General features: G+C 58.6%; 17 protein-coding genes and 1 pseudogene. 5 read left to right on the top strand and 13 right to left on the bottom strand.

Going from position 1 to position 21,004, the window contains the following annotated elements:
* Window positions 1–2: 2 nt before the first annotated feature.
* The 7 genes and pseudogenes from paaG to paaA form a co-directional block, all read right to left on the bottom strand.
* Window positions 3–791, bottom strand: a complete 789-nt coding sequence (gene paaG, locus ACK5JN_RS09090) for a 2-(1,2-epoxy-1,2-dihydrophenyl)acetyl-CoA isomerase PaaG (protein ID WP_416869865.1) — start codon at window positions 789–791, stop codon at window positions 3–5.
* Between the two features lie 2 nt (window positions 792–793).
* Window positions 794–1,561: a 2,3-dehydroadipyl-CoA hydratase PaaF gene (gene paaF / locus ACK5JN_RS09085; RefSeq protein WP_416869864.1), complete on the bottom strand. Its 768-nt coding sequence runs from the start codon at window positions 1,559–1,561 to the stop codon at window positions 794–796.
* Window positions 1,558–2,628: pseudogene (gene paaE, locus ACK5JN_RS09080) on the bottom strand (1,2-phenylacetyl-CoA epoxidase subunit PaaE). Before paaE ends, paaF begins: the two are co-directional and overlap by 4 nt.
* A 7-nt stretch (window positions 2,629–2,635) precedes the next feature.
* Window positions 2,636–3,136: a 1,2-phenylacetyl-CoA epoxidase subunit PaaD gene (paaD, locus tag ACK5JN_RS09075; protein WP_416869863.1), complete on the bottom strand. Its 501-nt coding sequence runs from the start codon at window positions 3,134–3,136 to the stop codon at window positions 2,636–2,638.
* Between the two features lie 12 nt (window positions 3,137–3,148).
* On the bottom strand, window positions 3,149–3,904 hold the full coding sequence (gene paaC, locus ACK5JN_RS09070) for a 1,2-phenylacetyl-CoA epoxidase subunit PaaC (protein ID WP_416869862.1): 756 nt from the start codon (window positions 3,902–3,904) through the stop codon (window positions 3,149–3,151).
* A 7-nt stretch (window positions 3,905–3,911) separates the two neighbouring features.
* Window positions 3,912–4,199 (bottom strand): 1,2-phenylacetyl-CoA epoxidase subunit PaaB, encoded by a 288-nt coding sequence (gene paaB, locus ACK5JN_RS09065; RefSeq protein WP_416869861.1) that lies wholly within the window; start codon window positions 4,197–4,199, stop codon window positions 3,912–3,914.
* Window positions 4,200–4,210: 11 nt separating this feature from the next.
* Window positions 4,211–5,140 carry a 1,2-phenylacetyl-CoA epoxidase subunit PaaA gene (paaA, locus tag ACK5JN_RS09060; RefSeq protein WP_416869860.1) on the bottom strand — a complete coding sequence of 310 codons (930 nt, stop codon included), beginning with the start codon at window positions 5,138–5,140 and terminating at the stop codon, window positions 4,211–4,213.
* A gap of 285 nt (window positions 5,141–5,425) precedes the next feature.
* Here paaA and paaZ point away from each other — a divergent pair, with 285 nt between their 5' ends.
* Together paaZ and tynA are read left to right on the top strand one after the other, a co-directional pair.
* Window positions 5,426–7,471 carry a phenylacetic acid degradation bifunctional protein PaaZ gene (paaZ, locus tag ACK5JN_RS09055; RefSeq protein WP_416869859.1) on the top strand — a complete coding sequence of 682 codons (2,046 nt, stop codon included), beginning with the start codon at window positions 5,426–5,428 and terminating at the stop codon, window positions 7,469–7,471.
* Window positions 7,472–7,638: 167 nt separating this feature from the next.
* Window positions 7,639–9,906, top strand: coding sequence for a primary-amine oxidase (tynA, locus tag ACK5JN_RS09050; RefSeq protein WP_416869858.1), 2,268 nt, complete (start codon window positions 7,639–7,641; stop codon window positions 9,904–9,906).
* 54 nt (window positions 9,907–9,960) lie between these two features.
* Here the strand turns inward: tynA and ACK5JN_RS09045 are convergent, their stop codons facing one another.
* From ACK5JN_RS09045 to ACK5JN_RS09035, 3 genes are read right to left on the bottom strand one after another with little or no spacing between them, the layout of a single operon-like run.
* Window positions 9,961–10,752, bottom strand: coding sequence for an MBL fold metallo-hydrolase (locus tag ACK5JN_RS09045; RefSeq protein WP_416869899.1), 792 nt, complete (start codon window positions 10,750–10,752; stop codon window positions 9,961–9,963).
* Window positions 10,753–10,793: 41 nt separating this feature from the next.
* Complete coding sequence (locus ACK5JN_RS09040; protein WP_416869857.1) at window positions 10,794–11,981, bottom strand: OmpP1/FadL family transporter; 1,188 nt, start codon at window positions 11,979–11,981, stop codon at window positions 10,794–10,796.
* 24 nt (window positions 11,982–12,005) lie between these two features.
* Window positions 12,006–13,625, bottom strand: a complete 1,620-nt coding sequence (locus ACK5JN_RS09035) for a mechanosensitive ion channel family protein (protein WP_416869856.1) — start codon at window positions 13,623–13,625, stop codon at window positions 12,006–12,008.
* A 449-nt stretch (window positions 13,626–14,074) separates the two neighbouring features.
* On the opposite strand from ACK5JN_RS09035, the gene ACK5JN_RS09030 reads away from it, so the two are divergent.
* The gene (locus ACK5JN_RS09030; protein ID WP_416869855.1) at window positions 14,075–14,392 is read left to right on the top strand and encodes a YebG family protein; all 318 of its coding nucleotides are present in this window, start codon (window positions 14,075–14,077) and stop codon (window positions 14,390–14,392) included.
* Between the two features lie 154 nt (window positions 14,393–14,546).
* Here ACK5JN_RS09030 and ACK5JN_RS09025 read toward each other — a convergent pair whose 3' ends face one another.
* A complete protein-coding gene (locus tag ACK5JN_RS09025; RefSeq protein ID WP_416869854.1) occupies window positions 14,547–16,046 on the bottom strand; it encodes an aldehyde dehydrogenase family protein in 1,500 nt (499 codons plus the stop codon).
* A 233-nt stretch (window positions 16,047–16,279) separates the two neighbouring features.
* On the opposite strand from ACK5JN_RS09025, the gene feaR reads away from it, so the two are divergent.
* Window positions 16,280–17,188, top strand: coding sequence for a transcriptional regulator FeaR (gene feaR, locus ACK5JN_RS09020; RefSeq protein WP_416869853.1), 909 nt, complete (start codon window positions 16,280–16,282; stop codon window positions 17,186–17,188).
* Between the two features lie 10 nt (window positions 17,189–17,198).
* On the opposite strand, the gene ACK5JN_RS09015 is transcribed toward feaR, so the two are convergent.
* Together ACK5JN_RS09015 and ACK5JN_RS09010 are read right to left on the bottom strand one after the other, a co-directional pair.
* On the bottom strand, window positions 17,199–17,420 hold the full coding sequence (locus tag ACK5JN_RS09015; protein WP_064545563.1) for a YgdI/YgdR family lipoprotein: 222 nt from the start codon (window positions 17,418–17,420) through the stop codon (window positions 17,199–17,201).
* 143 nt (window positions 17,421–17,563) lie between these two features.
* Window positions 17,564–18,628, bottom strand: a complete 1,065-nt coding sequence (locus ACK5JN_RS09010) for a YncE family protein (RefSeq protein ID WP_416869852.1) — start codon at window positions 18,626–18,628, stop codon at window positions 17,564–17,566.
* Between the two features lie 256 nt (window positions 18,629–18,884).
* On the opposite strand from ACK5JN_RS09010, the gene pqqU reads away from it, so the two are divergent.
* Window positions 18,885–20,996, top strand: coding sequence for a TonB-dependent receptor PqqU (pqqU, locus tag ACK5JN_RS09005; protein WP_416869851.1), 2,112 nt, complete (start codon window positions 18,885–18,887; stop codon window positions 20,994–20,996).
* The last annotated feature ends 8 nt before the right edge of the window (window positions 20,997–21,004 follow it).

The following is a 21,004-nucleotide window of genomic DNA, read 5'->3' as shown; positions in this document are numbered from 1 at the left end:
GGTTATTTCCCGCTGAACTGAGGTGGACGTTTGGCGAGGAAGGCGCTGACGCCTTCGCGATAGTCGTCGCTGCGCCCGGCCATACGCTGGTAGTCGCGCTCCAGCTCAAGCTGCTGATCCAGGCTGTTCGTTTCGGCCAGCTGCAACGCTTTCTTAATCAGCCCCAGGCCAAAGGTCGGCTGGCTGGCAAAATGACGCGCCATCGCCCGCGCGGTGTCCTGCAACTCGGCGTCCTCTACCGCCTGCCAGATCAGGCCCCACTGCGCGGCCTGCTCGGCGCTGAGATTGTCGCCCAGCATCAGCAGCCCCACGGCGCGGGCGCGAGTGGTCACCCGGGGTAACACCCAGCTGCCGCCGCAGTCCGGCACCAGGCCGAGCTTGCTGAATGCCATCACAAATTTGGCCGAACGCGCGGCCAGCACGATGTCGCAGCCCAGCGCCAGCGTAGCGCCCGCGCCCGCCGCGACGCCGTTCACCGCGCAGATAACCGGCTTTGGCAGCGCGGCTAAGCGGCGCACCAGCGGGTTGTAAAAGCGTTCTACCGACACCCCTAAATCCGGTGCGGGGCCGCTCGGGTCGACGTTACGGTCGTTCAAATCCTGCCCGGCGCAAAACCCGCGTCCGGCCCCGGTTACCAGCAGACAACGAATGGTATCGTCGCGTTCCGCCTGCTTCAGGCAGTCGGCCAGCTGCTGATGCATCAGGTCGTTAAAGCTATTCAGCCGTTCCGGGCGGTTCAGGGTGATCGTCATCACGCCCTGTTCAACTTCACTGAGAATGAATGCGTCCACGATTAGCGTCCTTTGAATTCAGGCGTACGTTTTTGTAAAAAGGCCGCAATGCCTTCACGACGATCGTCAGTGCCGCTGAGCAGCGTAAACAGCTGACGCTCCTGCACCAGACCGGCCTGCAGCCCCACTTCTTGCGCCGCGCGTAACGACTGTTTCGCCGCCCGCAGCGCCAGCGGCGAGTGGCGGGCGATAGTCGCCGCCAGCTTCAGCGCGTATTCATCGGAGAGGTTCGCCGGGTGAATGTCACTGACCAGCCCGGCCTGCTGCGCGCGTTCGGCGTCAATGCTTTCACCGCTCAGCACCATACGGCTGGCCAGCGCTTTCCCCACGCTGCGGATCAGGCGCTGGGTGCCGCCCGCCCCCGGCATGGTGCCGAGGGTGATTTCCGGCAGGCCAAAGCGGGCGTTATCCCCGGCAATCACCAGGTCGCACAGCAGCGCCAGTTCACAGCCCGCGCCGAGCGCATAGCCGTTGACCACCGCCATCAGCGGCTTATTGAAGGCATCGATCCGCGCCCACAGACGCGGCCGAATATCATCAAAGGTGGCGGGTAAATCGTTACCTGCCATTTCGTTAAGATCGGCACCGCCGGCAAAATAGCGGGGGTTACCGCTGATAACGCAGACGCTGACCGTCGCGTCCGCCGCCGCGCTTTCCAGCGCCTCGGCAATCTGCGTCAGCAGGGCATTATTTAAGGCGTTACGTGCCTGCGGGCGGTTCAGCGTCAGCTGCAACACGCGGTCGTGACGGGTAATCAGCAGTTCGCTCATGCCATCCCCCGGGCGTCAAAATCGACCACGACGTCGCCGCTGGTCGGCAGCGCCTGGCAGCTGAGCACGTAACCCGCCGCCACTTCGTCGGCCTCAAGGCTGTAGTTGGCGGCCATCGCCACATCGCCGCGCACCACTTTGCATTTGCAGGTCGCGCACACGCCGCCCTTGCAGGCGAACGGCAGGTCAGCGCCCTGACGCAGTGCGGCATCGAGAATGCTGTCATCTTCGGCGCTGAGCGCAATCAGGCGATCGCGACCGTCCTGGCGGATGGTCACCGTGCGGCCCTCCGCCTGTACGCCGGTAGCGCGTTTCACGCTGCTGCCCGGGGTGTTGAAGCGCTCAAGGTGAATGGATTTCTCCGGCACGCCCAGCTCGCGCAGCGCGATTTCCGCGTCGTCCATCATCGCCGACGGGCCGCAGATAAAGGCGTCGTCAAAGCGGCTGAAATCCAACAGGTGTGCCGACAGCGCGCGCAGCTTGTCGCCGTCGATGCGCCCTTGCAGCAGATCGCTGTCCATCGACTCCTAGCTGAACAGATGCACCACCTGTAAACGCTGCGGGTAGCGATCTTTCAGGTCGGCCAGCGCCTGGCGGAACATCATGCTATGACTGCTGCGGTTGCCGTAGATCAGCGTGAAGCGGCTGGCCTGTTCGGTGGCCAGCGTGGCTTCGATAATCGCCATCATCGGGGTAATCCCGGAACCGGCAGCAATCGCCAGATAGTGCGCTTCGCGCCCGGCCTGCGGCTGATAGCCGAAGTGGCCCTGCGGCACCATCACCTCAAGTTCCATGCCCTGCTGGATATCGCGCTGGGCATAGCGGGAGAAGCGGCCGCCGTCGATGGCTTTCACCGCCACGCTGATTTCGGACGGCGAGCGGCTGCGGCAGATGGAATAACAGCGGCGCAGTTCCTCCCCGCCAATGCGGGTTTTTAGCGTCAGGTGCTGGCCCGGGCGGAAGGCGTACGCGTTACGCAGGCCGTCGGGAATGGCAAAGGTGATGGTGACCGCATCGCGGGTTTCCGCCTCGACGTTCGCCACGGTAAGCGAATGAAATGTTGTCATCGCGACCTCACATACATTTAAAGTAATCCAAGGGTTCACGGCAGCTTTCGCAGCGGTACAGCGCTGTGCAGGCCGTGGAGCCGAATTCGCTAATCAGCGAGGTGTGGGCACTGCCGCAGCGCGGGCAGAGCACATCTTTCGGCATTTCGCCCGCGTGGCAAGCGTGGGCCTGCGGTGGGCTGATGCCGTACTGCCGCAGACGCTCGCGGGCGTCCGGCCTCATCCAGTCGGTGGTCCAGGGCGGGTCGAGCTGCAGCACAATGTGCACCGGCATGTAGCCATGCTCGACCATCACCGCGCGAATTTCCCCCAGCAGATGCTCGGTCGCCGGGCAGCCGGAGTACGTCGGCGTAAAGCCAATCACCCAGCCGTCGCCGTGACGCTCAACGCAGCGCACCATGCCGAGGTCGGTAATGGTCAGTACCGGCACTTCCGGGTCAGGGATCGCGCTCAGTAATTCCCAGACGGTATGCACCTCCGGGGGCGCGATGGCGGTGAGTCGTTGCATAGCCACCTCCGATTACCACTGCTGGCCGGGATACGACCGCTGTAAATACTGCATCTCCGCCAGCATCGGGCCGAGATGTTCGCTGTGCAGCCCCTGCTTGCCGCCACGACGAAACGCCGCTTCTTCCGGGATCGTCAGGCCGGAATCCAGCAGCGCGGTATGCACCGTGGCCTGCCATTCGGCCTGAAGTTCGCGCGGGTCGACGGCAATGCCCTGCTCGCTCAGGCTGATTTCCAGCTCGTCGGCCAGGAACAGCTCGCCGGTGTAGCGCCACAGGGTATCGACCGCCTGCTGCATCCGCTGGGCGGAAAGCGCGGTGCCGTTGCCCAGACGCTCCAGCCAGCCGCGGCTAAACCGCTGGTGATAGCGCACCTCTTTCAGCCCTTTGGCGGCAATCGCGGCCAGCTGCGCATCGCGGCTGTTCACCAGCCGGCTGAACAGCGCCACGTGCCAGACATCGATAAAAAACTGGCGGGCGATGGTATCGGCAAAGTTACCGTTGGGCTGTTCGACCAGCAGCAGGTTGCTGAACTGGCGTTCGTCGCGGCCAAAGGCCAGCGTGTCTTCGTCACCGCTGCCGTTAAGCTCGGCGGCGTAGCTGAGGAAATTGCGCGCCTGGCCCAGCAGGTCAAGGCCGATATTGGCCAGCGCCAGATCGATCTCCAGCTCCGGCGCGTGGACGCACCAGGCGCCTAAACGCTGGGCCAGCACCAGGCCGTTATCGCCAAGGCGCAGCGCGTATGCGGCAACGGGATTTAGATTGTTCATCGTTGCCTCACATATGTTCCATGCCGTCAGGCACGGTGTAGAACGTCGGGTGACGGTAGACTTTGCTTTCGGCGGGGTCGAAAAACGCCCCGCGCTCTTCCGGCTGAGAAGCCACGATTTCGCTCGCCTTCACTACCCAGAGGGAGCAGCCTTCGCTGCGGCGGGTGTAGGCGTCGCGCGCGTTTTCCAGCGCCATCTGGTCATCGGCGGCGTGCAGGCTGCCCACATGACGGTGCGACAAACCCTGCTTGCTGCGGACAAACACTTCGTATAACGGCCAGTACGTTTTGCTCATCTTTTTTCTCCTCAGGCGGCATCGCGAGCGCGTTGTTTTTCGGCATGAGCCAGCGCGGCTTCGCGCACCCATGCCCCCTCTTCCCAGGCTTTACGCTTGGCGCCCAGACGTTCGTGGTTACAGATGCCGCGCCCGTTGATCACCTCATTAAGCTCCTGCCAGTCAATTTCGCCGTAGCGATAGTGCCCGGTGGCTTCATCAAATTGCAGGTCGGCGTCCGGCACGTTCATGCCCAGGATCTCAACCTGCGGGACGGTGTTGTCGACGAAGCGCTGGCGCAGTTCGTCGTTGGAGTGCAGTTTGATCTTCCACGCCATGCTGCGGGCGCTGTTCGGCGACTGGTCGTCGCTCGGCCCAAACATCATCAGCGCCGGCCACCAGAAGCGGTTAATCGCGTCCTGCAGCATCTGACGCTGTTCTTCACTCCCCGCCGCCAGCGCCATGCAGGCTTCAAAGCCCTGCCGCTGATGGAAACTCTCTTCTTTGCAGATTTTGACCATCGCCCGGGCATACGGGCCGTAGGAAGTCCGGCACAGCGCCACCTGGTTAACGATCGCCGCGCCGTCGACCAGCCAGCCGATAACGCCGATATCCGCCCAGCTGAGCGTCGGATAGTTAAAGATCGAGGAGTACTTCATCTGCCCGTCGAGCATCTTCTGGTAGATATCTTCGCGAGCGCAGCCGAGGGTTTCCGCCGCGCTGTAGAGGTACAGACCGTGCCCGGCTTCGTCCTGCACCTTGGCCAGCAGAATCGCTTTACGGCGAAGCGTCGGTGCGCGGGTGATCCAGTTGCCTTCCGGCAGCATGCCGACGATTTCCGAGTGCGCGTGCTGGCCAATCTGGCGGATGAGCGTTTTGCGGTAGGCATCCGGCATCCAGTCCTGCGGCTCAATGGCGGTTTCCTGCGCAATGCGCTGGTCAAAGCGTTGTTCTTCTGTCACGTCATCACCTTATGATTCCGATAAATTCAACAAATCAATTTTTGTGAATCATTTTGTTTTGTAAAAGTTACATCTTAGTTAAATAAAACCACAAATTTTGTTTGTGAATTCTGTGATGTGCACCGCAAAGCCTTTTGGTTTATTTAGATAAAACAGCAACATAATCAATACCCGCACAGTGCCCACGATTGCATTGTTAACAAATTATTAAATTCGGGCTTGCAATTCGTGATTCATAAAAGAACTATTAAAGGCGTGATTACGTAACATATCTGGAGAATAACCATGCAGCAGTTAGCCAGCTATTTGTCCGGCACCTGGCAAACCGGCCGGGGCCGCGCCCGCCCCCTTCACCACGCCATCAGCGGCGAACCGCTGTGGGAAGTGACCAGCGAGGGGCTGGATATGGCGCAGGCGCGCCGCTACGCGATTGAGCACGGCGGCAAGGCGTTACAGGCGATGACCTTTATTGAACGCAGCGCAATGCTGAAAGCCGTCGCCAGATATCTGATGGAACTCAAGGAGGATTTCTATGCCATCTCCGCCGAGACGGGCGCCACGCGCGGCGACAGCTGGGTGGATATCGAAGGCGGTATCGGCACCCTCTTCACCTACGCCAGCCTGGGTGGGCGCGAGCTGCCGGACGACACCCTGTGGCCGGAAGATGAACTGATCCCGCTATCCAAACAGGGCGGCTTTGCGGCGCGTCACCTGTTGACCTCTAAATCCGGCGTTGCGGTGCACATTAACGCCTTTAACTTCCCCTGCTGGGGGATGTTAGAAAAGCTGGCGCCAACCTGGCTTGCCGGGATGCCTGCCATTATCAAACCGGCCACCGCCACCGCTCAGCTGACCCAGGCGATGGTGAAAGCGATTATCGACAGCGGGCTGGTGCCAGACGGCGCAATCAGCCTGATTTGCGGCGGCGCGGGCGACCTGCTCGACCACCTCGACAGCCAGGATGTGGTGACCTTTACCGGCTCGGCGCATACCGGGCAACAGCTGCGCGTGCACCCGAATCTGGTGGCCAAATCGGTGCCCTTCACCATGGAAGCGGACTCGCTGAACTGCTGCGTACTGGGCGACGATGTCACTGCAGAACAGCCGGAATTTGCGCTGTTTATTCGCGAAGTGGTGCGCGAAATGACCACCAAGGCCGGGCAGAAATGCACCGCCATTCGCCGCATTATCGTGCCGCAGGCGCAGGTGAAAGCGGTGAGCGAAGCGCTGATTGCCCGTCTGCAAAAGGTGGTGGTTGGCGACCCGGCGCAGGAAGGCGTGAAGATGGGCGCGCTGGTGAACCGCGAGCAGCGTCAGGACGTGCAGGATAACGTCGATCGTCTGGTGGCGGCAGGATGCGAAGTGCTGCTGGGCGGGAAAGCCGATCTTCACGCCGCCGGCGCGTTCTTCCCGCCCACGCTGCTGTTCTGCCCGCAGCCGGACGAAATCGCGGCGGTACATGCTATTGAAGCCTTCGGCCCGGTAGCGACGCTGATGCCGTATCAGGACCGCGAACACGCGATGGCGCTGGCCCGCGCGGGTGAAGGCAGCCTGGCCGGTACGCTGGTGACCGCCAGCGGCGAGCTGGCGCGGGCGTTTATCCTCGGCGCGGCCCGTGCCCACGGGCGAATTCAGGTGTTGAATGAAGAGTCGTCGGTCGAATCCACCGGCCACGGCTCCCCGCTGCCGCAGCTGGTGCACGGCGGCCCGGGACGCGCGGGCGGCGGCGAAGAGCTCGGCGGCCTGCGCGCCGTGAAGCACTATATGCAGCGCACTGCCGTTCAGGGCAGCCCGACCATGCTCGCCGCGATTGGCCAGCAGTGGGTACGCGGCGCGCGAGTGGCGGAAGATCGCGTTCACCCGTTCCGTAAATATTTTGAAGAGATCCAGCCCGGCGACAGCCTGCTGACGCCACGCCGCACGTTAACCGAAGCGGACATCGTCAACTTTGCCTGCCTGAGCGGCGACCACTTCTACGCCCATATGGACAAAATTGCCGCCGCCGACTCGATCTTCGGCGAGCGCGTGGTGCACGGCTACTTCCTGATTTCCGCGGCGGCGGGCCTGTTCGTCGATGCGGGCGTCGGCCCGGTGATTGCCAACTACGGCATGGAAAACCTGCGCTTTATCGAACCGGTGAAACCGGGCGATACCATCCAGGTGCGTCTGACCTGCAAGCGTAAAACCGTCAAGCGCCAGCGCAATGCCGACGAGAAAGCCACCGGAGTGGTGGAATGGGCGGTAGAGATTTTCAACCAGCATCAGCAGGCGGTAGCGCTGTACTCCATTCTGACGCTGGTTGCCCGCCAGCAGAGCGATTTCCCCGCGTAATTGCCTACCACCGACAACAGCCGCCAATGCCTCTACGGAGGCATTTTTTGTCACTGGCAAAACTGACAAACAACCTGGCAAGCGCAAGCAAACGTCCGGTGACCAACGGCTGTTAGGTTAAGAGACTAAAGCCGCACGGCACACCATAACGATAAGATGAGGTCACAATGGCAAAAGGCTCGATTCGTTCAAACCCTAAAACAGCGCTGGCGCTGGCTGTCGCCCTGCTGTGCGCCTGGCAAGCTCCGGTATTGGCCCACGGCGGCGAAGCGCACATGGTGCCGATGGACAAAACGTTGCAGGAGTTTGGCGCTGACGTTCAGTGGGATGATTACGCCCGGATGTACACGCTGATCAAAGACGGCGCGTTCGTGAAGGTTAAGCCGGGCGCAAAAACCGCCATCGTGAACGGTAAGACGCTGAATCTGCAGGTGCCGGTGGTGATGAAAAACGGAAAAGCCTGGGTTTCCGATACCTTTATCAACGACGTCTTCCAGTCGGGCCTCGACCAGACGTTCCAGGTGGAGAAAGCTCCCCACCCGCTGAACTCCCTCTCCTCGGCGGAGATCGGCGAAGCGGTAACCATTGTAAAATCCGCACCGGAGTTCCAGCCCAATACCCGTTTCACCGAAATCTCGCTGCACGAACCGGATAAAAAAGCGGTCTGGGACTTTGCGCTGCACGGTACGGCGGTGAACGCACCGCGCACCGCCGACGTTGTCATGCTGGACGGCAAGCACATCGTCGAAGCCGTGGTCGACCTGCAGAACAAAAAAATTCTCTCCTGGACGCCGATTAAAGACGCTCACGGCATGGTGCTGCTCGACGATTTCGCCAGCGTGCAGAACATTATCAACGCCAGTAGCGAATTTGCCGACGTGCTGAAAAAACACGGTATTAAAGACACCAGCAAAGTGATTACCACCCCGCTGACCGTGGGCTATTTCGACGGCAAAGATGGTCTGACGCAGGATGCCCGCCTGCTGAAAGTGGTGAGCTACCTCGATGTCGGCGACGGCAACTACTGGGCGCATCCGATTGAAAACGTGGTGGCCGTGGTCGACCTTGAGCAGAAAAAAATCATCAAGATTGAAGAAGGCCCGGTGATCCCCGCGCCGATGGTGCCACGTCCGTTCGATGGCCGCGACCGCGTTGCGAAAGCGATGAACCCGCTGGAGATCATCGAGCCGGAAGGCAAAAACTACACCATTACCGGCGATAGGATTCACTGGCAGAACTGGGATTTCCACCTGCGGCTGAACTCCCGCGTGGGGCCGATTCTGTCCACCGTGACCTATAACGACAATGGCAAAAAACGTCAGGTTATGTATGAAGGATCGCTCGGCGGGATGATCGTTCCTTACGGCGACCCGGACGTTGGCTGGTACTTCAAGGCCTATCTGGATTCCGGTGACTACGGCATGGGTACGCTCACCTCGCCCATCGCCCGGGGTAAAGACGCGCCAAACAACGCCGTGCTGCTGGATGAAACCATCGCCGACTATACCGGTACGCCAACCACCATCCCGCGCGCGATCGCCATTTTCGAACGCTACGCCGGGCCAGAATATAAACACCAGGAGATGGGCCAGCCCAACGTCAGCACCGAACGCCGCGAACTGGTGGTGCGCTGGATCAGTACCGTGGGTAACTACGATTACCTCTTCGATTGGGTATTCCACGAAAACGGCACCATCGGCATCGACGCCGGAGCGACCGGGATTGAAGCGGTGAAAGGCGTGAAAGCGAAGACCATGCACGACCCGAGCGCCAAAGACGATACCCGTTACGGTACGCTGATCGACCATAATATCGTCGGCACCACCCACCAGCATATTTACAACTTCCGTCTCGACCTGGACGTCGACGGTGAAAATAACACCCTGGTGGCGATGGACCCGGAAGTGAAGCCAAACACCGCGGGTGGCCCGCGCACCAGTACCATGCAGGTGAACCAGTATACGATTGAATCTGAACAGCAAGCGGCGCAGAAATTCGACCCGGGCACCATACGTCTGCTGAGCAACACCAGCAAAGAAAACCGCATGGGGAATCCAGTTTCTTATCAGATTATCCCGTATGCAGGCGGCACTCACCCGGCGGCGACGGGTGCGAAATTCGCGCCAGATGAGTGGATCTACCATCGTCTGAGCTTTATGGATAAGCAGCTGTGGGTCACCCGCTACCATCAGCAAGAGCGCTATCCGGAAGGCAAATACCCGAACCGCTCCGTGCACGACACCGGGCTGGGGGCGTATGCGAAAGATGACGAATCGCTCAGCAACCAGGACGACGTGGTGTGGATCACCACCGGCACTACCCACGTGGCGCGCGCCGAGGAGTGGCCGATTATGCCCACTGAATGGGCGCACGCGCTGCTGAAGCCGTGGAACTTCTTTGACGAAACGCCGACGCTGGGCGAGAAGAAAAAGTAAACCATCAGGTGAAAGCGGCCTCTGAAACGGGGCCGCTATTTCGCTCGGCGGCGTTTAGCTGAGGCAGGAAATATACTTTTCACCACAGCGACGCACAATCTGGTCGGCATTTTCCACGATGTCTCTGCCTTTAAACGCGCCATACAGTTGCCTGAATTTCACGCCGTTCAGGCGCTGGACCATGGCGCTGACCGTGGCGGCGGGCAGCGGAAGCAGGTTGGGATAGCTCCACATAAACGACACACCGCGAGCGCCGGGGGTAACCTGCACAATATCGCCGGAAAGGATCGCGCCATCCTCTTTCGCCCAGTGCAGCACGCAGCCGCCGGCAAAGTGGCCGCCAAGGCGGATGACGCGCACATCACGCATCAGTTCAACGGTATCGCCGTCCCAGAATGTGATCCACGGGCTGTCGCGCATGACCCATTCCCGGTCATCAGCATGCAGGTAAATCGGCGCGTTAAAAGCGTCAGCCCAATCCTGCATGGTGGTGTAGTAATGCGGATGCGAAATAGCAATGGCCTTTAGCCCTCCGAGCGCGGCGATGAGCGTTCGGGTGGCATCATCCAGCGTGGCGATGCAATCCCACAGTATGTTGCCCTGCGGAGTACGAACAAGAAACGCGCGCTGATCGATGCCAAACCCCGGCACCGTGCGGAGGCTGAAGAGATCGCGACCATGCTGTTCCCAGGTGTTGGTATGCGACGCGCAAACCGCGTCAAACTCGACCCATTCCTGCCCGCTCGCCGGGACATACTGGCGTTCATCCTCACAAATTTTGCAGCACGGCGGATGCCTGCCGCTGACGTCGTAGGAGGTTCCGCAGGTTTTGCATAATACGATCATCACGATTGCCCCGTTTATCTCGCCAATGAATGAACGGCCCTTTAGAACTGATAACTGTAGTTCACGCTGGCAAACCACAGGTAGGGATTATCATAGCTACCCTTGAATGGCTCTGGCGACTGCACATGTGAAGACTGCATATGCAGGTAGGAGACGGCGAAGCCGATGTTGCTCTGCGGGGTCATCTGATACTGCGCGCCGGTGGCAAAGCGCCATTCATCACCGGTCGGCAAGGAGAGCGAGACATCGCTCTGTGATTGATAGATGGAACTGTCGAACGCGACGCCTGCATTCAGTCGCCACTGCTCGGTCGGGCGATATTGCACGCCGAGCGCCGTATGCCAGGAGTCTTTTAATCGGTTTGTCTTGTCGGCGTCGCGCCCGGCAACGGCAATCTGCGGGCTGCCAAACTGGCTCCAGTCCTGCCAGCCAAGATCGCCCATCACCGACCACTGTTTATTGATATCGTGTACCAGGCTCAACATAATTTGCTGAGGCGCGTTCACCTGCGCCGAAATGGGCAGGTCGTATTCGATATTGGCTAAATTCGGGAAGCGGGCTTTACCATCGATATTAAAGTCGTATTCGGTTTTACTGGTCCAGGCAATACCCGCGCGGGTCTGATCGGTCAGGTCCATCAGCAAACCCAGACGATAGCTGAGCGCCCAGTCGTGATCCATCTCTTTTTCATCGTTGCCATCCACGTTACGGGTCAGCGACAGAAAGCCATAGTTCACATTCACGGAGCCGCCAACCGATACACGATCGTTCAGCTTATAAGCCAGAGAGGGGCTTAAGGTCATAGCCACCATGGTGCTTTTTTTAATCAGCCGGTCGCCCGCCCAATGACCGAAATCGATACCCAGTCCATAGTTTCCATACATGCCAATACCGGCATAGAGGTCATCATTTAATTTCTGCGCGTAAAAGGCGCTACCATTGGGAATAAAACCCATGATATCGCCAGGACTCTGGCGGCCTGAGTCATTATCCAGTTGATAGGAAATGTCGCCGTCCATCGCCTGCAGGCCACCGGTAAACATGTGGTCAGGCAGTCGGGTCATCCCTGCCGGGTTAGTGACGATTGTCGAAGCGTCCTGCGCACGGGCGGCCTGGCCAGCACCTGCCAGCGCGGTATCCTCGGTCGCCATTTCATAGAAATACAGCCCGCTTGCCTGAGTCGTTACGGGAAGGCATATCGCCAGGCAAAACAATGTCGATTTTTTCATGTGTCCTCTACCGGTTATCGGCAATTAAAGCGTTTTTTTCCCATCTGACGGGGCTGCGGGATCGGCATACCAGTTCTCTTTCGCGACCATCACGCTGCCTTCAGGCTGCATAACAAAGTTCGGCGACATGATCTGCACGTTAAATTCATTGAAAACATCCTGAATATTACTGTGCAGCTCGTTGCGCGCGACGGCCAGTGACTGCTCCGGTAACAGCCTGACCTGAAGTTCATAGGCGATGTACCAGTCCATCAGCTCCAGCTGACGCACCACGGGCGGGCGCGTCAGGTCAACACACCCTGCTCGCTTGGCCGCCAGCTCAAGCATGGCGTGAACCTGCCGCCAGGGGGTGTCGTAGCCGATGGTGACGCTGACGGTTAAATTGACGCTACCATCGTTATTTTGTGCGCTGAGATTGGTGATCTTGCCGCTGACCACCACGGCGTTAGGCACGGTGACCACGTAGTTTTCACGGGTAATAATTTTGGTGGCGAGCATACCAATTTCGCTGACTTTGCCTTCATTATCCGCCACGCGAATAACGTCTCCTTTGCGCAGCGCGCGGGAATAAATGAGGACCAGGCCGCTCATCGCATGGTTCATCACCCCCGCCGACCCCAGCGTTAACATCAGGCCAAAGAAGACGCTGATACCCTTAAACGCCAGTGAATTTGCCCCGGGTAAAAACGGGTAAGCGGCGGACAGCGCAAATAACCACACCATCACCGAAATCAATTTGCGGGTCGCGCCAACCGTTTCGGGATGCAGGCCGGGAAACTGCAAGCGCCCCGCCTCAACCTGATTCAGCACCATCTTAAGCAGCTTGAGAATAAAGGCGGTGATGAGGAAAATAATCAACACAATCAGCAGGCCGGGTAACGACGAAACGATGGATAAAGCAATCTGACGCACCACGCGCAGCGACCAGTCACCCAACGACGTTGCCCAGACGCGAGTCCAGGGGAACAGGCCAAAGGCCCAGCTCAACCATGCATAAAAGGCCAAAACAGCGAGAATAATCATCAGCAGAGCGAATAATCGAGCCTCCACAACGCCGATATAGCGACGCCAGCTTTGTGGGATTTTGCTGCGATGTTCCACCACGCGGCGACGGAAATAGCGATTTACCCAGCGGTAAGCGCGCCATGTGCCGTAGAAAAAACCGGCTAAAACCAGCAATCCCGCCAGCGTTTTAATAGCGGAAAGCGCCAGCCAGCCGGTGTCATACTGATCGCGAAGCGCTGCGCGCTGCGTTTCCATGCGCGCCAGCACGCGCTGCACGGCCTGATCCAGGGTGAGATCGTCGCCCTCATCCAGATCGCCCTGGGTCAGCAACATAACCGGTTTACCATTCATCACGATCAGTCGGCCCTGCTGGTTATAGCGCGTCACGGGAATGATTTTTAGCGGCTCACTGACATCCGCCTTTGTGAAGCCGCGCAAGGTATTTCGAATACGTAAAACCCGCTCTTCCGGCGTGGTGAGGCCAAATTTCGCCTGCAGCATGACCATCGGTTGATGGAAGATATAAACCGTACGGGCTCGCTCGGCGTCGGTGGGTTCCTGACGGGGTTCTGCGGCAAGAGAATAAAACGAGATAATCGATAACATTGTCGAGATAATTGCGAGCACAAGCTTGTTCATACCCACCACCGAGTAATGTGAAATTATCATTATTATTCAAGCAACCAGTCGATCGGCAGATCCTGTATTTTCTGAGCATAGACCAGCGATTCACATCTGCAATCTCTTCCCGTGAGCGTAGCCGCCATTGCTCAACGTCCTGTCTGGCGCTATCCGATGCCCTCGCCGAAAAAAACGCATGATATCGTCAAATAATGCATGCGCAAGATTTCAGGGATTTATAAATAAATAATTATAAAGATTACATTTTTGCAGATTTGACTATTCTTATTACCGTCGTCACGACCGAGAGCGGAATATCATCAAGACCACAGACTCCCACGTTTTTCATCACCAGCTCAACGTTACGCTGTGGCGAAGTTCAGTGCGTTCGCAGCGCCCGCTTTTTTAGCTGCAACACAGCCCCAGAATTGATATACTGGATATAATCACAGTGCAAGGGGCAAATAATGGCCGTTGAAATAAAATACGTTGTCGTAAGAAAAGGTGAAGAGAAAATGACATTTGCCAGTAAGAAAGAGGCTGACGCTCACGACAGGCTGCTCGACATGGCAGAAGCGTTCACCGATTTACTGCTGCAAAGCGGAATGTCGATGGATGAAAACCAGGCGGAGGATCTTGGGCTTTACCTGGCCGAGCAAAAAGTAACCGTGCAGCATATTTTACGCACCAGCAAGCTCCCGGAACGCGATTCCGCAACCACAGCCGACGTTCCAGAGCCTGATACGGCTGGCAGTAAAAAAATCAAAGCCGTGAAAGCGGCCTGAATTCCAGATAGCCGTAAGCAGAAAACTGCTCGCGGCTTTTTTTGCCCGTAGATTTTTGTAACCGCTTTATATTATTACGGCACAATATTGCGTACTTAGAACACCCTACCACACACGCAAGAACCCGCTTAGTTGCCTGATGGCGTGTTCTCAGCTAGTAACGCACGCACACCGACTTGGTTTCGCACCAGTCGTTCAGCCAGTCCGGTCCGAAATCACGCCCGGTTCCCGACTGCTTCATGCCGCCAAACGGCAGGTTGGCATCAATCAACGTATGGCTGTTGACCCATACCGTACCGGCCTGCAGTCGGTCGGTATAGCTCAGCGCCTGGGTCAGATCGCGGGTCCAGACGCTGGCGGTGAGGCCAAAGTCGCTGTCGTTGGCCAGCCGCAGGGCCTCTTCGCCGTCGCTGACGCGCACCAGATTCACCACCGGGCCAAACACCTCTTCGCGGGTTAAGCGTAGCTTAGGGTCTGGGTTGATGACCAGCGTCGGCGGAATGTAGAAACCCTGCGCATCCGGGCCGACGTTGCCGCTAATCAGCTCCGCATTGTGCTGGCGAGCCTCGTCCAGATAGGCCGCCACTTTCGCGCAGTGTGCCTGAGACACCACCGGGTTAATCTGCGTGGTTTCGAGCATCCCCGGCCCCACCTGAAGCGATTTCACCGCCTGCTCAAAGCCGCTGGCCAGCGTGTCGAACAGCGGTGCTTCAATATAGATCCGCGAACTGGCCGCGCACACCTGCCCCTGGTTAAGGAAACTGCCGGTCATCAGCCCTTCAATTACCCACGCCGGGTCGGCGTCTTTCAGCACGATCGCTGGGTTTTTACCGCCCAGCTCCAGCGTCACGCGAGTCAGACGGTCGGCGGCAACGCGGGCAATCTGTTTGCCGGTAGCGGTAGAGCCGGTGAAGCTCACCTTCGCCACCTGCGGGTGTGCCGTTAACGCCGCACCGCACTCCGCGCCGCTGCCGGTCACGACGTTGAAGACCCCTTCCGGCACGCCCGCCTCCACGGCCAGCTCGGCCACCCGCAGCAGGGTCAGCGGCGTGGTTTCGGACGGTTTAATCACGATGGAGCAACCGGCGGCCAGCGCAGGCATCACCTTCCACATGCCGATCATCAGCGGGAAGTTCCACGGCACGATCCCCGCGACCACGCCGACCGGTTCCTTTTTAGTCCACGCCTGATAGCGCGCGCCCTGCGGGAACGGTATCGACACCTCGAGGGTGCGGCCGCTGACCTTGGTGGTCAGCCCTGCGGTGTAGCGCATCCAGTTCAGAGTACAGCCCACTTCGAAAGCGCGGGAAATGTTAATCGATTTGCCCTGCTCCAGCGTTTCCAGCTGGGCCAGCTCTTCGCCATGTCGCTCCACCAGGTCGGCAAAGCGCAGCAGAATACGTTCGCGCTCGGCAGGCGCGCGTCCGGCCCAGCAGCGAGAGACAAACGCGCGCCAGGCGGACATCACCGCGCGGTCGACGTCCGCCGCGTTAGCATCGGCGGTAGACGCAATCGCCCTGCCGGTGGCCGGATCCCAGACGGTGAGACGTTTTTCACTCTGCGCCGCCTGCTGCGCGCCATCAATAAACAGGCCATGCTGACGGTCTAAAAACTGCTGCACGCTGGCGAGCAGCGCAACCTGTGCTGAGGACATATCGTCTCCTTATTCTTCGCGGTGAGTCACTTCAGTCTACGGCGGGTCTGGGGAAGCCGCTTTTGTCTCTGTGACATTCGCTGTTGCGGCTGTGACAGATGCCGCAATTAAGCAGATTGGGTGAGCAGAAGTGTGTTGCAGGTAATAGTTCTTTCGTATATTCCCGCTCCCGGCCTTGTGCAAAGAAACATAAATGCAACAATAACCACACATTTTGATTGCAGAGATGGCGTATGGCGGCGGTAAACGGCGGTGAGAAATACCATGACTGGCTGGCGAAGATTAACCAGGTCTGCGGGCAGTTTGCCGCGCGACCGCTGGAGGGCGATTTCCACGGCGAAATTGATACCAGCTATGCGGGTAGCCTGAAGCTCAGCACCGTCACCACCGGGAACGTTAATCTGTACCGCACGCGCGAGGAAATTCGCAGCGATAACGATGCCTGGTTCTATACCGTCTTTCAGCTCTCCGGCGAGGTCAGTATTGAGCAGGACGAGCGTCAGGTACGGCTACAAAGCGGCGATATGACGCTGATTGACGCCTCGCGCCCGTGTTCACTTCTGTGGCAGCAAACGTCGCGTCAGGTCTCGCTACTGCTTCCCCGCCAGCTGTTGGAAAACCAGCTGCGCGGCAGCGCAATTCGCATCGCCACCCGCCTGGAGCGTTCACTGCCGATGGTGCAGCTCAGCCAGCGTCTGCTGCACGAGAGCATGAGCAGCCCGCAGCTTTCGGCGAGCGAAAGCGAAGCGGCCCTTGACGCGATGGTCTGTCTGCTGCGCCCGATGCTGCATCAACAGGATGCCCAGCCGTCGCGGCGCGAAAAGCAGTATCAAAAAATCATGGTATTGATCGACGAGGCGATCCAGGAAGAATATCTGCGCCCGGAATGGCTGGCCAGCGAAACGGGGATGTCGGTCAGGAGCCTGTACCGACTGTTTGCCGATAAAGGTCTGGTGGTGGCGCAGTACATCAAAAATCGCCGTTTAGATCTCTGCGCCCAGGCGCTGCTGAACGCGCGCGACGATGAAAAGCTTGCCGGAATCGGCTATCGCTGGGGGTTCAGCGACCACAGCCACTTCTCTACCGCCTTCAAGCAGCGGTTCGGCATGTCACCGGGCGAGTATCGTAAGCGCGGCCGCTGAGTCGGCGTAATCAGTTATCTTCAACCAGCTGTGCGACGTCGTTGCTGTTGATTTCACGCGCGTTGCCGTCCTGATCGGTATAGCTGGTCATGCCGGTCTCTTTATCCAGCTGCGGTTTACCGTGGGTCACAATCGTTTGCCCGCTTTTGGTGGTCATCACGTAATTGGTGGTGCAGCCCGCCAGCGCCAGTACCATCAGACCTGCACACAGAGCGTATAAAGACTTTTTCATGGTTTCTCCGTTGATTGTCCCCACGCAAAGTGGGTTTAAGTGCGAGCATTGTAGGCCGGGCGGCGCGAAATGGAATCAGCGGGATGTAACAGAAGGTATATTAAGGCGTTACGGGAGGCGTCGAGCGCCTCCCGTGGCGGAGATTACAGCGCAATACGGATCACGTCATCCGGTGCCGTCGCCTCTTTCTGACGGGTAGACTCCTGCTTCACGCTGACAAACAGCGTTTTGCCGTCGGCGGACAGCGCCAGGCTGTTCGGGAAGGTCGGGGTCTGAATGGTTTTAGTCACCTTATACTCTTTCGCGTCGATGACCGTCACGGTACCCGCTTTACGCTGGGTCACGTAGACTTCGTTACGCGCCGGGTTGAACAGCACCGCCAGCGCTTCTTTGGTATCGACCTTCGACAGCACCTTACCGTCCTTCAGGCTCACCACCAGCAGCTCAGGCTGTTTCGAGTCGGTAATGAACGCGCGCTGGCCGGCAGTATCCAGGCTCAGGTTAATATAGAAGTGCTCTTTACCGTCGTCCTGCAATTTCTGACGGTTGATGATTTTGTTGCTCGCGGTATCAATGGTCACCAGCTCACCGTCGGCGTTGGTGACGTACAGACGCTGTTTCTCTGCGTCAACCGCCAGCCCGGTGCCGAAGCTGCCGGTGCCTTCAATGGTGGTTTTCAGCGCAATTTTATCGCCATCAACCACCCACACGGCGCTGCCGTCTTTACCGATGCCGGTAATATAAACGGTATTGGTCTTCTCGTTGACCGCCAGCTGGCGCGGCTGCAGCGGTTTTACCGTTTCACTACGCTGGCGTCCGTCCAGCACCAGGCGCCCTTTCACGTCGCCGGTTTTGGCATCAATCGCGGTGACCGCGCCGTTGATGGTATTGCCGAACCACAGAGTCTGCGTCTGCGCATTCAGCGTCGCGCCAAACGGTTTGAGATCGTTATGGATCGTTTGGGTCACTTCCAGCGTAGTGGGGTCCAGTCGATACACGACGCCGCCCTTATCGGTTTTACGACTCTGTGAGGTGGCCAGCCAGAGCGCATTTTCCTGCTGGCTGTAGGCCATTTCATATGCCCCTTTACCGACCGCTTTGCGCAGCATTTCATCTGCGGCCTGCGCGCTAAAGCTACCCGCCAGCAGTAAAGCACTCAACAACAGAGAACGGCGCAGGCGCGGTGCGGACAATTGACGTAATGACATGACGACTCCCTTTGATGAACTTAATTGTTTCTGCTCACATGGCTTCTGCCTTCGCAGCGTCATGGCGCTACGTTTTGTAGATGCGAATAGTAATCATTAATTCATGTAAAGTGGAGCTTTTCTTTCTCCGGCCAGCCAAATAGTTTCGATTATCTCACCTGAAATTAACCATTTATGCTGCTAAAGTTTTCAATATATTTACAAAAGTATTACTCTATTCAGGTCTGTTCCATTTGGTACATTTTGCGAGTTTTTCATGAAAATCATTTCCGTGCGCTCGGCGACGCTGCCTATGCTGCTGTTGCCGCTGGCTTTTTCTCCGTTTTCCTCGGCCGCCGACGAACAAACGTTGATTGTGACCGCCGCTCCTCAGACCGTTTCCGAACTGGATACCCCCGCCGCGGTAAGCGTGGTTAACGGCGAGGAGATGCGCCACGCCGCGCCGCGCGTCAATTTGTCGGAGTCGCTCGGCGCAGTTCCGGGTTTACAAATTCAGAACCGCCAGAACTACGCTCAGGATCTGCAGCTGTCGATTCGCGGTTTTGGTTCACGTTCGACCTATGGCGTGCGCGGCATCCGTATGTACGTTGACGGCATCCCTTCCACCATGCCGGATGGCCAGGGCCAAACGTCGAACATTGATATCGGCAGCGTGGACCATATTGACGTGCTGCGCGGCCCCTTCTCCGCGCTGTATGGAAACTCGTCCGGCGGCGTGGTTAACGTCACCACCGAAAGCGGCAAACAGCCCACCACCCTGGAGGCCAGCAGCTACTACGGCAGCTACGGCACCTGGCACTATGGCATGAAGGCCAGCGGCGCGGTCGGCGACGGCACCCACGCGGGCGACGTGGATTACACCGTGTCGACGAATCGATTCATCACCAGCGGCTATCGCGATCACAGCGCGGCGCGTAAGAACCTCGCCAACGCGAAACTCGGCGTGCGGATCAACGACGTCAGCAAGCTAACCCTGCTGTTTAACAGCGTTGACATCAAAGCCAACGACCCGGGCGGCCTGGATTACGATGAACTGCATCAGCACCGCGAGCAGTCGCCGCGCGGCGAGCAGTACAACACGCGTAAAAGCGTGAAGCAGACCCAGGCCGGCCTGCGCTATGAGCGCCAGCTGAGTGAACAGGACGATCTGAGCGTGATGATGTACGCCGGTGAGCGCCAGACCACCCAGTACCAGTCAATCCCGCGCGCGCCGCAGCTGAACCCGACCCACGCGGGCGGCGTGATCGATCTCGATCGTCACTATCAGGGTATTGATACCCGCTGGACCCATCGCGGCGAACTGCTGGTACCGGTGAGCTTCACCACCGGGCTGAACTACGAAAACATGAGCGAGAAGCGCCGCGGTTACGAAAACTTCAGGATGGACGGCACGACGCCGGTGTATGGCGAGAAAGGCAACCTGCGCCGCAACGAACGCAACCTGATGTGGAACGTTGACCCCTACCTGCAAACCCAGTGGCAGCTAACGGAGAAGCTCACTCTTGATGCAGGCATACGCTACAGCTCCGTCTGGTTTGACTCCAACGACCATTACGTTACCGCGAAAAACGGCGACGATAGCGGCGACGCCAGCTACCACAAATGGTTACCGGCTGGATCGTTAAAGTACGCGGTCACCGACGCGTGGAACGTCTATCTCTCGGCCGGTCGCGGCTTTGAAACCCCGACCATCAACGAGCTGTCCTACCGTTCCGACAACCGCAGCGGCCTGAACTTTGCCCTGCAACCGTCGACCAACGACACGGTGGAAATCGGTAGCAAAACGCGCATTGGCAATGGCCTGCTAACCGCAGCGCTATTCCAGACCGATACCGATAATGAGATTGTCACCGACAGCAGCAGCGGCGGGCGCACCAGCTACAAAAACGCGGGCAAAACCCGTCGTCAGGGGGCTGAACTGTCTTTAGATCAGCAGCTTGCTGAGAACTGGCGCGCCAAAGCGGCCTGGACCTGGCTTGATGCCACCTACCGCACCAACGTCTGCGATGACGCCAGCTGTAACGGCAATCGGATCCCGGGAATTGCCCGCAATATGGGCTTTGCCTCGCTGGGCTATGAGCCGGAAAGCGGCTGGTATGCCGGGGCCGACGTGCGCTACATGAGCGATATCATGGCCAACGATGAGAACACCGCCCGCGCGCCGTCGTGGACGGTCGTCGGCGTGAACACCGGCTACAAATTCGATATCGGTAACTGGAATCTCGATGTCTTTGGTCGCGTTGACAACCTGTTCGACCGCCAGTATGTCGGTTCCGTTATCGTTAACGAGTCCAACGGCCGTTATTACGAACCGGCGCCGGGACGTAACTACGGCGTTGGCGTAAATATTGCGTGGCGTTTTGAATAAAAAGTCCG

The sequence above is a fragment of the Kluyvera sp. genome (assembly GCF_047971185.1).
Classification (GTDB): Bacteria; Pseudomonadota; Gammaproteobacteria; order Enterobacterales; family Enterobacteriaceae; genus Kluyvera.
The sequence above is the reverse complement of the archived record's forward strand: the minus strand, read 5'-3'. Positions and strand labels throughout refer to the sequence as shown.